Below are 12273 nucleotides of genomic sequence, written 5' to 3'. Positions count from 1 at the left end.
ACTTTAAAATTAGAAATATCCTTTATTTTATAAAATGTCTAAAAAGCGCGTTTTACTCTGTAAAAACGCGCTGTTGGTAAGTAACTATTTCCCAATGCTTTTGCCTAATGAGTTTTAACTAAATTACTCACTTTGGTCAGAGTCAGTACCGTCTTTATTTGATGACTGCTGGCTTATTTTGTCGCTTATCATAGCATCGAGTTTTTCGCCCCCTTTAATACCAAAATCTAAAGTACGAATTGGGAATGGAATGCTAATGTCCGCCTCGTCTAGCGCTTGCTTAACGGCAACAACACCTTTATGGCGTACCGTCATAAAGTCAGGCTCGCCTGGGTATTTAATCCAAAACCATACCAGTAAGTTAATGCTGCTGTCACCAAAGCCTTCCGCGTATACAGCGGTTTCATCTTTGCGTATTACAAAGTCAAATTCGTTAATTTTTTCGACTATAACGTCTTTTGCCTTTTCTATGTCGTCACCGTACGAAATACCTACGGGTACTTCTATACGTCTAATACCTAGCGTGGTGTAATTTTTTAATACATTTCTAAATAAGACTTTATTTGGCACAAGTATTAGTTGCCCGTAAAAGCTCTCGATTAGCGTGTTACGTAGGTTTATAGAATGTATTGAACCAAACACATCATCGGTTTCTATTACGTCACCTGTTTTAAATGGCTTACGTACACCCATTGCTATACCAGCAATTAGGTTTTCGGTCATGTCTTGAAACGCAAAACCAATTGCTAAACCCACAATACCTGCACCAGCAAGTAGCGAAGTAACAGTACCTTTTAGCCCAACAAAATCAAGCGCTATAAATAAACCTATGCACAACACAATAACTTTAAAAATTGACGCCATTAAGTCGGCAATTTGTGTTGAGTCGAGTGAGCGGCGTAATACGTTTTTCATCAGCTTGCCAGCAAAGCGCGCCAATATTGAAAACACAATTGCGATCAGTATCGCAACTATAAAATTAGGGATATGGCTTATTACAACATCAAACCACCCTCCGAGCTTTTCTTCTATTAGTTTTTCGGCTTCGTCAATTGACGGAATGCTGATCATTTTATTTGCACCTATTTAATTAGTGTTCTCATTAATATTAGATGAGATTGCAAATATAACGCCAACATCAAAAAAGCCATGCAATGCATGGCTTTTAAATTTTTTATTTAAGCTTATAAACCTAATTTTGTTCGTCGCGCATAAATACCGGCTCAAGCTCTTTAACTGTTGCCTCTGGGCTAAAGTAATAACCTGCTACCGTAAACTCTTTAAGTTGGCTTAACTGCGTTACTTTATTTTCGATAATGTAGCGCGCCATCATGCCGCGTGCTTTTTTAGCGTAAAAGCTAATTACTTTGTATTGACCGTTTTTACAGTCTTTAAAGTGTGGGGTAATAATTTGTGCATTTAATGCTTTCTTATCTACCGCTTTAAAGTATTCGTTTGAAGCAAGGTTAACTAAATATTGTGCATCTTGTGCTTTTAATACGTCGTTTAATTTATTCGCTATTACGCTGCCCCAAAACTCGTATAAGTTTTTGCCACGTGAATTTTCAAGCTTGGTACCCATTTCAAGACGGTAAGCTTGCATTAAATCAAGTGGTTTTAATAAGCCGTATAAACCCGAAAGGATACGTAAATGGTTTTGTGCGTAATCAAGCTCGCTAGCTTTAAGCGTACTTGCATCTAAACCGCCATATACATCACCATTAAAGGCAAGTGCGGCTTGTTTAGCATTACTTTGTGTAAACGGCTGTGCCCACTCACTAAAGCGTGCTGCGTTAAGCCCAGATAGCTTGTCGCTAATTTTCATTAAACTGCCAATTTGCGCTGGTGTTAGTTCACGGCATACTTTCATGAGCTCTTCGCTGTGCTCTAGTAATTCAGGCTGAGTGAACTTGTCTGTTGCGGGTGGCGTTTCGTAATCAAGATTTTTTGCAGGTGAAATAACAGTGATCATAGTTAGCTATTGACTTGTAATTTATTTAGTGTCAATTTCAACATTAAATGAAACGAAAAGCACGTTTTGTTTAAATAAATCCTCTCTTAATAACCCATGCATTGCCGTTTTTTTATTGATCAGGACATAAGACCTATCAAGCATTGTCACACTGTTGCAGTATGGATTAGATATATTAAGAGTGATTAGATTTTTCTTTTAACTTGCTTGGAATGAGGAAAGCAAATGACTTCAGCTCTACAAAGGCTAAAACAACATTCATCTATCGTAGCCGACACTGGTGATATTGAAGCTATTAAAAAGCATCAACCAGAAGATGCAACTACAAACCCGTCGCTTTTATTAAAAGCGAGCGAGATTGAAGCATATAAGCCTTACCTAGATAAAGCTTGGAGCTACGCAAAAGAAACCGAGCAAGAGCCTGCTAAACAACTTGAACTAGCATGTGATTACTTTGCCGTATTACTAGGTAAAGAAATTAGCGCTATTGTACCTGGTTATATTTCTACTGAAGTAGATGCACGCCTTTCGTTTAATACGCAAGCTACGATTGATAAAGCACATACCCTACTTAGCCTTTACGAAAAAGAAGGTGTAAGCAAAGACAAAATTTTAATTAAAGTAGCGTCTACATGGGAAGGTATTAAAGCCGCTGAGCAACTAGAAAAAGAAGGGACTAAATGTAACCTTACTTTATTATTTAGCGATGCCCAAGCTCGCGCGTGTGCCGATGCAAACGTATTTCTAATTTCGCCATTTGTTGGCCGTATTTTAGATTGGCACGTTGCTAACGGTATGGAAAAACCAACCGATCCGCTACAAGATCCAGGTGTTCAGTCTGTACGCAGCATTTTTGAATTTTACAAACGCCATGACTACAAAACAGTTGTGATGGGTGCAAGTTTCCGTAATACAGGCGAAATTATTGCACTTACAGGTTGTGACAAGCTAACTATTAGCCCTAATCTTTTAGAAGATTTAGGTAACCTTGAAGGCGCACAAGAATATTTGCTTGAAAGCGATGTTCCACAAGAGCCAAAACCAGAGCCATTAACAGAAGCACAGTTCCGTTGGTTACATAACCAAGATGCTATGGCTACTGAAAAACTAGCTGAAGGTATTCGCTCTTTTGCTGATGCACAAGAACAACTAGAGGCGCGCTTTAAAGCAATGTAATTTGCTATAATCGTGTTTTAAAAACGTCGCAATAGCGGCGTTTTTTATGCCTAAAATACGCTACCCCTCTATATAATCTTCATATCGACTTCATATAATCCTCGTATAAACCTTCATCAATTAATCACACTTATGTAACATAACTGTCACTTTTTTATTCTATTTTAACTAGGCCTGTGGTATAGGTATTCTTGAGGTCAATAAAATCAATAGGAGAAGTTCATGGATAGCCTAAACGATATATTAGAGATATTAGAAGGACCAGATACAACAAGGAAAACCTCTCAGAAAAATAAAAAAAGAAAATGGCGTGAAATAGAAGCAATAAAAGACAAACAGCGCCTACGTAAAGAACTACAAGAACTAGACTACTTTACAGACAGTATTGCAATTGAAGAGCTCGACTTTTAATTCAATACGCCCCAACTAAACAAAAAGGCTTCCGATATATGGAAGCCTTTTTTAATGCGCTGAAAATAGCTGCATGAGATAAATTTATTATTCAGAGCCCAGGTTATTTACACCTGCCAGTTAATCTGTTTTTCATCTTGGGCTAGTAATAGCTCATTCGTTTTTGAAAAATGCTGACAGCCAAAAAAGCCTCTATGCGCCGAAAGCGGCGATGGGTGTGGCCCTTTTAAAATATGATGGCGAGCGCTATCTATGCCTTTACCTTTTTTTTGTGCATGTGCACCCCATAAAATAAATACCACACCTTCGCAGTGTTTATTAATATGCGCTATTACATTATCGGTAAATTGCTCCCATCCTAAATGCTTATGAGAATGCGCTTGCCCTTGCTCAACGGTCAATACTGTATTGAGTAGAAATACACCCTGATCTGCCCAACTTTGCAGGTAACCATGCTCAGGAGTAATAAACCCACTAATATCGGTAGCTAACTCTTTATACATATTTTTAAGTGACGGCGGCAGCTTTTTTACATCAGGCAATACCGAAAAACACAAGCCATGCGCTTGCCCTTTTCCGTGGTATGGGTCTTGTCCTAAAATTACAACGCGGATGTCATTTAGCGCTGTGGCATCAAAAGCGCTAAATACTTGAGGTTCAGGCGGATAAACAGCAACACCTTCATTGCGGCGATTAGCCACATACTCTAACGTTTCCTGCATGTAAGATTGCTGTAATTCACTTTCTAAAAATGTAGCCCAATCGCTCATTGTGTACTCTTAATCTGTTTACGTGATGCGTCTATTTTATCACACATATCCGCGAGTCCATCTAGCATGCGCGGAGTAAAACGATGTAATAAATCGGCATTTACGCTAATAAATTGATCATTTTTAACGGCGGGCACTTCTGGCCACTTTTGCCAATTAACAACCGGCTGTGGTGTTTTTGATTTTTCATCAGGAATAATGATAACTTGTGGCTTAGTAACAATGACATTTTCGATACTAATTTGCGGGTAATCTGTAACGCTCTGTGCAAATACATTGCTTACATGGCATGTTTCAATCAGCTGATTTATCCATGTATTTTTACTTACTGTCATCATGGGCTCAGCCCATAACTGATAAAACCCGGTAATATTTTTTTTATCTTGCTGGCTTTTAACAATACCATTTAGCTTATGTTTAAATGCGCTTGCCGCTTGCTGGCTTTGCTTAATGTTCCCTGTAAATTCACCAAAAGTAAGTAACTCGTCGGCCACACCAGCGATTGTGGTCGGGTTACTTAAATATACTTTTATGCCCAGGCGCTCTATTTGGGCTAAATCTTCGCTTTGATTTCCGCTTTTCCACGCAATTACTAAGTCGGGTTTAAGCGCCAATACTTTTTCTAGCGAGATGCCGTAATAACCCCCTATGCGCTCAATACTTTGGGCTTCACTTGGGTAGTCGGCGTAATCAACCGTGCCCACAATATTATCGCCCGCCCCTATGGCAAATAGGTTTTCGACTATATGTGGTGCAAGCGCGATTATTCGCAGTTTTTTAGAATCATTAACCTGCTCTGCAAGTGCACTGCCCGATACACTAAAAAGCAGCAGCCCAATAAAAAGCGCTTTAAACATTAGTAATCAAACCCTTCAAGCGCTTTTATACCAGAGTCGAATGCGTGTTTTACATTACGCACTTCGCTTACTGTGTCGGCAAGGTCTGTTAAAGTACGGTGCGCTGCACGCCCTGTAATAATAACTGACTGCATTGGTGGGCGGTTATTAAGCGCCGTTACTACTTCATCTAAATCAACGTAGCCGTAGGTCACCATATACGTAAGCTCATCGAGTAATACTAAATCAATACTGCTATCAGCAAGCATGCGTTTTGACTCTTGCCATGTTGCTTGGGCGGCTGCAGTATCGGCTTCTTTGTTTTGCGTATCCCAGGTAAAACCGGTGTTCATTACAACAAACTCAACACCTGCACCTTGTAATAAATTACGCTCGCCACATTCCCATGTACCTTTAATATATTGGCAAACGGCTGCTTTTTTACCATGCCCTACGCAACGTGCTACAACGCCAAAGCCCGAAGTTGATTTACCTTTACCGTTACCGGTGATTACCTGAAAAATACCTTTAACATCTTGTGCTGCAGCAACGCGCGCATCCACTTGTTCTTTTACTTTTTGCTGACGTTGCTTGTGCTTATCGTTGTTTTGTTCAGTCATTATTGTGCCCTTCATAAATCGAGATAATTTGCTGTATGTTTAAATGCGTTTCGCACATAGTTGCTAATCGTTCTAACTGCTGCTCGCGGTGAGCGGCAATACTAATTGGGTTAATTGAGGCGCTTGGTTTTACCCATTTTAAAATTTGCGATGTAGCATCGGCTTCATCAAATAAGCCATGTAAATAAGTGCCCGCAATGGCGTTATCATCGCTAATAAAGCCATCGAACATAAAACCATGTGGGTGGCTTTCATCAAAGGTTAAAAATGGCTTATTAAGCGCTGCACCTTGGCTAATCCCTGCATGTATTTCGTAACCACTACAGGGTGTTGATTGGTTATTTAAAAGCAGTGTAGCGGTTATTTTAGTTAATACTTTTTGCGCTGTCAGCGTGGTTTCAAAGTCGCATAGAGCAAGCCCATTCACTTGTTTTAATGACGATTCAATACCATCGGGATCGTTGATTGTATTGCCCAGCATTTGCATGCCGCCACAAATGCCAAGTACTTTGCCACCATAGCGTAAGTGGCGCTTAATTTGAGTGTCCCAGCCTTCATTTTTCAAAAAATTTAAATCGCCCAGCACATTTTTACTACCTGGGAGAATTATCAGATCAACTTCTGGAATCGTTTGGGTATGGCGCACGTAATTTATATTAATGTTTGGGTGCAAACGCAGTGCATCAAAATCGGTGTGGTTACTAATGTGGGGAACAAGTAGCACTGCAATATTAATTGTGGCGTTGGTTACATTATTATCAATTGCGACAGCGTCTTCAGCATCAAGCGCAAGATCGTGCAAATAAGGTAATACGCCAAGCACGGGTTTGTTTGTGTATTCTTCAAGCCAATCTAGCCCGCCTTGCAGCAAACCTATATCGCCTCTAAAGCGGTTTATAACAAAGCCTTTTACGCGCGCTTGTTCTGATTCGCTTAGTAGCGCTAATGTACCCACTAAGTGTGCAAACACGCCGCCTTTGTCGATATCAGCAATGATAATAACAGGGCAATCTACCTCTTCGGCGTAACCCATATTGGCAATATCGTTTTCACGCAGGTTTATTTCAGCAGGACTCCCCGCTCCTTCAACAAGGAGTAAATCAAAGCGTTTAGCTAAGCGGTTATGTGAGGTAATTACCGCATCCATCGCCACTTTTTTATAGTCGTGATATTTGCCCGCTTCCATATTACTAATGGCTTTTCCATGAATAATAACTTGCGCGCCCGTATCGCTATTAGGTTTAAGTAAAATAGGATTAAAATCTATTTCGGGCTCGACTTTAGCGGCTATTGCTTGCAAGGCTTGCGCACGGCCAATTTCTCCGCCATCTTTTGTTACCGCGCTATTAAGTGCCATATTTTGTGGTTTAAAAGGCGCAACCTTTACCCCTCGCTTAGCAAACACTCTGCAGAGGGCTGCAACTAGGGTGCTTTTACCAGCATCTGATGTAGTGCCTTGAACCATTAAGGTTTTCATGGAATTACACCCTTCGCTTTCTAAAAAATAATAAACTTAAAAAGAACACGCTACCAATAGCAGCGGTAATAACGCCCACAGGCAATTCTTGGTTTTTTAGTAAGGAGCGCGAAAGTACATCAACCCACACCATAAATGTACCGCCCACTAAGCTGGTTACTAGCAATCCCGCGATCGTGCCTTGGGAGATAAAAAAGCGCACAATATGCGGTACCATTAATCCTACAAACCCAATACCACCACACATAGCCACCAGCACAGCGGTAATTAATGAGCTTAAAACTAACATAAGTATTCTAAAGCGCTGGACCCTGACACCTAATGTAATTGCGCTTTCATCGCCAAGTAACATGGCATTGAGTTGTCTTCTAAAGCTCAGCATTACAAACGTACACAATGTAATTACCAATAAAGGCAACCAAAGCGTAGCCCACTGCGCACGAGCAAAGCTGCCCAGTGTCCAAAATAAAATAGCGGCTACCGCCTGAGGGTCACTCCAATAAAGCAACAAACTGGTAAACGCACTAAATAAAAACGACAGAGCAACGCCAGCTAATAGCATTGATTCTACCTGTGCACTTTGCTGCCTACCTGCAATAAGAATTAATAAACTCATAGCGAGTAAGCTACCTAATAACGCTGCTGCCGATAACATAAAACCTGCACTAATACCTGCTAGCGACATAAGTAACACCACGCCAAATGAGGCACCCGACGATATACCAAATAAGTAAGGGTCGGCTAGGGGGTTGCGCGTTACCGTTTGTAAAATAAGCCCCGCAATGGCTAAGCCAGAGCCTGCTAAAAAGGCGAGTAATGTGCGTGGCATTCTTAGCTCGTAAATAATACGCGTATTAAAAGACGCATCATTTGAGAGTAAAAAGCTATTAAGTACGTCTTGAAGTGAGGTCTCTGCCGCACCAAAACTAAGTGCTGTAAATAAGCTAAATAAAGCCGCTGAAGCACTTATAAATAACGCAAGTGATTGGTGAGTATTAACAGTGCTCATATTATTCATAACCATAAAAGTAAGTGATATGAGGGATGCTTTGCCCAGATTGCGACAACTGTGGGTGGTTATTTACTTGAGCGCATACACCAAAAACGTCGCCTAGCATGTTTTCGGTTAATACCTCACTTGGCGTGCCTGAATGCGTAATTTCACCATTTTTAATAACCACTAGTTCATCGCACATTGCAGAGGCTAAGTTTAAATCATGAAACGATGCAAACACCGTTACGCCCAACGATTTAGCAAGCTCCATAACCTGTATTTGGTATTTAACATCTAAATGGCTAGTTGGCTCGTCCATTATTAACAGTTGAGGTTGCTGAACTATGGCGCGGGCTATCAAGGCACGTTGCTTTTCACCGCCTGAGAGCGATTCAAAGCTCTGTTCACTATGATCTGCCAACCCTACGGTATTGATAGCTTGAATAATTTTTTGTTTATCAATGTTAGTTATTGAGCTAAATAGCGATTTATGAGGCGTTAGCCCAAGCGCAATAACATCAAATACGCTTAAGTTAAATTGCGACGGGGTTTCTTGCAAAACAACCGCTACTTTTTTTGCGTACTCATCGCTTTTTAGCTGCCAAATGTCGGTGTTGTTGAACTCTACAACGCCACCACTGGGTTTATTAAAACGATATAAACAACGCAATAAGCTCGATTTACCTGCGCCATTAGGTCCAATTAAACCAACAAATTTACCTGTGGTTATTTTAAGGTTTATTTTTTTGAGAATCGTTTTATTGCCAATATCCCACGATACGTTTTTAACGTTTAGTAATGGTGTATTTAATGGCGTTTGAGTGTGCAATAGTCAGTCCTAGGCTAGGGTCTGTTGATCTTTCAAGGTTAAATTTGCAACAGTCTGTTTGGTATTTAGGCAAGGCAGAGCCTATGTAGTGTGGTTATTCCCCATAAATGGGCGATAACGTAGCATTAATGCCAAACAGGCGCTGCCCAAAGGGTTCTTCCTAGGGGCTATTTACTCTTTGTTGCTCGGTTTTTACTTAGCCCACTAGGTTACAAACCTCGCGCCGCGATTAAACAGCCCCTAGTTTGAACAAATTTTAATCCGCAAAGATCAACAGATCCTAGGTTAAACTCACTAAAAATGCGATAAAAATACTAATGCACTACAAGAAAAAATGAGTAAACCCGCTCGTTAAAAAAATCATACCAATTGCATTAAATTAATGATTTATTATAGCGACAAATAAATAGCTTAATAACAAGGCGAAATTATGGCATATAGTTGTTATATATGAATAATTTTTAACAAAGTTAGTAAGTTATTTAATTCGCTAGAAAGATCATGTTTTTAATAAAATTGGTATTATACCATTTGTATCTGACTTACAGCTTAGCTGATTACAGTTGCGGGAACAGTCGAGGACTCGCACCTCATTCCAAATAAAGCTCTATTATGGGCGGCTAAGTAAATAATTTAAAGCAAAAAAAACCGCACTCAAAAGAGCGCGGTTAAAAAGGGAGTGTTTTAACTAATCGTTAAAACTTGTATTCCATACCTAAGCCTACGTAGTCTTGGTCAACGTTGTTGTCCATATCGAAGCTTGAGTAAAAACCAAATACTTTAATATTTTTATTTAATTTGTGATCAAGACCAACTGAAATTGCTGACTTATCGTCGCTGTCGTCAAAGTCCATATCTTGGTATTGCACTTTAAATGTGTTGTTACCCATGCTGTAAGCTGCATTTAATAGGTAACCATCCGCTTCTGCGCTGCCGTCAACTTTTTCTTGTGTTTGATACATTGCACCTAACTTAAAGTTTTCAACTTTACCTTGGATTGATGCACGCACTACGTCGTAGCCATTTACTTCACTATCGGCTGCAATAGAGGCGTATACCGCGCTCTTTTTAAGTGCCACGTCACCGTATGTCACCGCCATTGAATAACCGTTATCAGCGTCTACATCATCTTCAGCTACAAAAGTAGCAAGTACTTTAAAGCCTTCGTATGAGTTTGATGAATAACTAACTGTATTTCCTAAGCGGTTTTCACCTTTAAATACATTTTTAATGTCGCCTTCAAGGTCGTTAAATAAATCTAACTTACCTTGAGATTGCTTAAGCGCAGTATCGTTACGACCAATTACAACCTGACCAAACGCACCTTTTAAACCAACATATTGGTTACGCGCAGAAATATTGTCGTCGTTATCGCCTTTTGAATCAGCATCAGACACATCAACTTGAAACTCAAACTTATATACCGCTTCTAAACTATCATTTATTTTTTCAGAACCTTTAACACCAAGACGAGATGCATTACTTTTTATCTCGGTAAAAGACCCTTCGCCATCATCAGATGATTGCACTGTTACATTCGCTTTACCGTAAATGTCTACGTCGGCAAGTGCATTAAAAGATAAACCACTTAATAGTGCTAAGCATAAGCTCGATTTTACAAATTTCATGTTATTTCCTTGGATAATCACAAAAGACTAATTTTCAAAACTGCTGCATTTTGTCATTCCTAAATGACAGTAATATTACAACGGAAATATTAATGTCTTTTTTTGTTAATAAAAATGCATTAAATGTGAAATCAAAATAACATGAAAGCCTAGTAAATGGTCGTACTTACTTATCTTGCTTTAATGACAAGCTTGGCGTCATTTGCGAAAGTAAATTAACTAAGGTTTCTATTAGCTCTTTTTGCTCGTTGTCTCTGTGATACGCTATAAATACGTCTCTTGAGGTGTTTTCTACCCCTTTAACATGAAACAACTCACCTTTTTCTAAATGCCCTTCAACCAATACTTGAGGTATAAATGCACTACCACCACATTGCAGTATTAAATCAAGTGCAATACGTCCCGTGCTGGTTCTAAAGTAAGGTGGCGTTTTTCCTGTAAACTGACGCGCATGCCAAAGAGAAAAAGTAGTTCCCCAATCCACATACACATATTGATTATCAAAAAAGTTTTCGTTCGTTGCGGTGTCGTATCCGCTTACTGGAATGATTGGCAACTCACAAATTCGCTCTACCACTAATTCATCTACTTTTGGTGGATCAAACAATATTGCCAAATCGAGAGTACGCTCTAATAAAAGTCGAGTGCTTTCTTGTTGTGCTTTAACTTCTGCAACCAACGACACGCCCGGCATCGCCGATACAATATTTGTTATACCAAACTGTAAAAAAGCATCCCAAATATTAGGCGTTCCTGCTAAGCTAATTTGCTTATGCATATTGTCGGCAAGTGCAACATCTACTTTGGCGCGCTGCATGCCCGTAATAATCATTTGTGCGTGCGGTAATAAGCGCTCGCCAGGTGCTGTAAGTTGAATATTATTACGCTGGCGAATAAACAAATTAACACCAAGCCCTTGCTCTAATTGGCGAATTCTAAAGCTCACTGCAGACTGCGTAATATAAAGGTTTTCGGCCGCTTTACCAAAGTGACGCGTACGCACTACTTCAACAAATGTTTTTAATAAATCGATATCCAATTTTTTATCCTCACGATAAAAATAATTTGTTTAATAAATTGCCAAACTTGCATCATACTCCAGCTAATTAATAGGGTATGAGGATAAAGCTATGAGCAATAACATTTCATTACTACGCCAAGCATTTGTTAGCCAACGTCAATTTTATGATGATCAGAATTTTCCACGTGGTTTTAGCCGCAGCGGAAACTTCACCTTATTAGAAGCCAGTATATTAGAACAACACGGTGTTGTTTTAAGAGGCTTATACAGTAAAACAATTGAGCCGCAAAACGAACATCAAGAACAGTTTGTAGCAGTAGTAACTGGCTCACAAGAACCTACTAACCCAATCGAACGTGCTTGGGTAAAATACTTAAAGCTAACGACCTGTAAAACTAAGTTTCATACTTTATTTGGCCGCTCAAAAATGTCAGGACCGGCACCGATTAGCCAAGAGTATTATTCAGAAGCGGATAATCTGTAAGTACTTAAGTTATTTGCTTTTTTGCGTTTTAACAGTTACAACTTGTATAAGCAAA

At 39.6% G+C, this 12273-nt stretch carries 13 protein-coding genes and 1 riboswitch; of the genes, 3 read left to right on the top strand and 10 right to left on the bottom strand.

Annotation, left to right across the window (positions count from 1 at the left end):
- Nucleotides 1-123: 123 nt before the first annotated feature.
- Nucleotides 124-1071, bottom strand: coding sequence for a mechanosensitive ion channel family protein (locus tag I6E72_RS07650; protein WP_197111686.1), 948 nt, complete (start codon nucleotides 1069-1071; stop codon nucleotides 124-126).
- Between the two features lie 121 nt (nucleotides 1072-1192).
- Nucleotides 1193-1972 carry a peroxide stress protein YaaA gene (gene yaaA / locus I6E72_RS07645; protein WP_007583748.1) on the bottom strand — a complete coding sequence of 260 codons (780 nt, stop codon included), beginning with the start codon at nucleotides 1970-1972 and terminating at the stop codon, nucleotides 1193-1195.
- A gap of 225 nt (nucleotides 1973-2197) precedes the next feature.
- Here yaaA and tal point away from each other — a divergent pair, with 225 nt between their 5' ends.
- Both tal and I6E72_RS07635 read left to right on the top strand, forming a co-directional pair.
- Nucleotides 2198-3148, top strand: a complete 951-nt coding sequence (gene tal, locus I6E72_RS07640; protein ID WP_007376481.1) for a transaldolase — start codon at nucleotides 2198-2200, stop codon at nucleotides 3146-3148.
- A gap of 222 nt (nucleotides 3149-3370) precedes the next feature.
- Nucleotides 3371-3559: a DUF3545 family protein gene (locus tag I6E72_RS07635; protein WP_007583746.1), complete on the top strand. Its 189-nt coding sequence runs from the start codon at nucleotides 3371-3373 to the stop codon at nucleotides 3557-3559.
- A gap of 107 nt (nucleotides 3560-3666) precedes the next feature.
- Here the strand turns inward: I6E72_RS07635 and ung are convergent, their stop codons facing one another.
- The 8 genes from ung to I6E72_RS07595 form a co-directional block, all read right to left on the bottom strand.
- The gene (gene ung, locus I6E72_RS07630) at nucleotides 3667-4329 is read right to left on the bottom strand and encodes a uracil-DNA glycosylase (protein WP_197111685.1); all 663 of its coding nucleotides are present in this window, start codon (nucleotides 4327-4329) and stop codon (nucleotides 3667-3669) included.
- Nucleotides 4326-5186, bottom strand: coding sequence for a cobalamin-binding protein (locus I6E72_RS07625; RefSeq protein WP_197111684.1), 861 nt, complete (start codon nucleotides 5184-5186; stop codon nucleotides 4326-4328). Before I6E72_RS07625 ends, ung begins: the two co-directional genes overlap by 4 nt.
- Nucleotides 5186-5785 carry a cob(I)yrinic acid a,c-diamide adenosyltransferase gene (cobO, locus tag I6E72_RS07620; protein WP_007376484.1) on the bottom strand — a complete coding sequence of 200 codons (600 nt, stop codon included), beginning with the start codon at nucleotides 5783-5785 and terminating at the stop codon, nucleotides 5186-5188. The genes I6E72_RS07625 and cobO overlap by 1 nt, the downstream gene beginning before the upstream one ends.
- Nucleotides 5778-7262, bottom strand: a complete 1485-nt coding sequence (locus I6E72_RS07615; RefSeq protein ID WP_197111683.1) for a cobyric acid synthase — start codon at nucleotides 7260-7262, stop codon at nucleotides 5778-5780. Before I6E72_RS07615 ends, cobO begins: the two co-directional genes overlap by 8 nt.
- Nucleotides 7263-7266: 4 nt before the next feature.
- Nucleotides 7267-8271 carry a FecCD family ABC transporter permease gene (locus I6E72_RS07610; protein ID WP_197111681.1) on the bottom strand — a complete coding sequence of 335 codons (1005 nt, stop codon included), beginning with the start codon at nucleotides 8269-8271 and terminating at the stop codon, nucleotides 7267-7269.
- Nucleotide 8272: 1 nt separating this feature from the next.
- Nucleotides 8273-9085: an ABC transporter ATP-binding protein gene (locus tag I6E72_RS07605; protein ID WP_197111679.1), complete on the bottom strand. Its 813-nt coding sequence runs from the start codon at nucleotides 9083-9085 to the stop codon at nucleotides 8273-8275.
- Nucleotides 9086-9596: 511 nt separating this feature from the next.
- A riboswitch (cobalamin riboswitch) is annotated at nucleotides 9597-9746 on the bottom strand.
- A gap of 34 nt (nucleotides 9747-9780) precedes the next feature.
- Entirely contained in the window at nucleotides 9781-10713 is a 933-nt protein-coding gene (locus tag I6E72_RS07600) for a porin (RefSeq protein WP_002961381.1), read from the bottom strand.
- A gap of 166 nt (nucleotides 10714-10879) precedes the next feature.
- The gene (locus I6E72_RS07595; protein WP_007583736.1) at nucleotides 10880-11752 is read right to left on the bottom strand and encodes a LysR family transcriptional regulator; all 873 of its coding nucleotides are present in this window, start codon (nucleotides 11750-11752) and stop codon (nucleotides 10880-10882) included.
- A gap of 91 nt (nucleotides 11753-11843) precedes the next feature.
- Between I6E72_RS07595 and I6E72_RS07590 the strand changes: the two genes are divergently transcribed.
- A complete protein-coding gene (locus tag I6E72_RS07590; protein WP_007583734.1) occupies nucleotides 11844-12218 on the top strand; it encodes a DUF413 domain-containing protein in 375 nt (124 codons plus the stop codon).
- Nucleotides 12219-12273: the final 55 nt, after the last annotated feature.

This window comes from Pseudoalteromonas sp. NSLLW24, from assembly GCF_015864725.1.
GTDB classification, from domain to species: domain Bacteria; phylum Pseudomonadota; class Gammaproteobacteria; order Enterobacterales; family Alteromonadaceae; genus Pseudoalteromonas; species Pseudoalteromonas arctica.
The sequence above is the reverse complement of the archived record's forward strand: the minus strand, read 5'-3'. Positions and strand labels throughout refer to the sequence as shown.

Excerpts from the sequence above, each read along its gene's own strand:
- I6E72_RS07650 (WP_197111686.1), bottom strand. The coding sequence starts at position 1,071 with ATGATCAGCATTCCGTCAATTGACGAAGCCGAAAAACTAATAGAAGAA.
- yaaA (WP_007583748.1), bottom strand. The coding sequence starts at position 1,972 with ATGATCACTGTTATTTCACCTGCAAAAAATCTTGATTACGAAACGCCA.
- tal (WP_007376481.1), top strand. The coding sequence starts at position 2,198 with ATGACTTCAGCTCTACAAAGGCTAAAACAACATTCATCTATCGTAGCC.
- I6E72_RS07615 (WP_197111683.1), bottom strand. The coding sequence starts at position 7,262 with ATGAAAACCTTAATGGTTCAAGGCACTACATCAGATGCTGGTAAAAGC.
- I6E72_RS07590 (WP_007583734.1), top strand. The coding sequence starts at position 11,844 with ATGAGCAATAACATTTCATTACTACGCCAAGCATTTGTTAGCCAACGT.
- I6E72_RS07635 (WP_007583746.1), top strand. The coding sequence starts at position 3,371 with ATGGATAGCCTAAACGATATATTAGAGATATTAGAAGGACCAGATACA.
- I6E72_RS07600 (WP_002961381.1), bottom strand. The coding sequence starts at position 10,713 with ATGAAATTTGTAAAATCGAGCTTATGCTTAGCACTATTAAGTGGTTTA.
- I6E72_RS07610 (WP_197111681.1), bottom strand. The coding sequence starts at position 8,271 with ATGAGCACTGTTAATACTCACCAATCACTTGCGTTATTTATAAGTGCT.
- ung (WP_197111685.1), bottom strand. The coding sequence starts at position 4,329 with ATGAGCGATTGGGCTACATTTTTAGAAAGTGAATTACAGCAATCTTAC.
- I6E72_RS07625 (WP_197111684.1), bottom strand. The coding sequence starts at position 5,186 with ATGTTTAAAGCGCTTTTTATTGGGCTGCTGCTTTTTAGTGTATCGGGC.
- cobO (WP_007376484.1), bottom strand. The coding sequence starts at position 5,785 with ATGACTGAACAAAACAACGATAAGCACAAGCAACGTCAGCAAAAAGTA.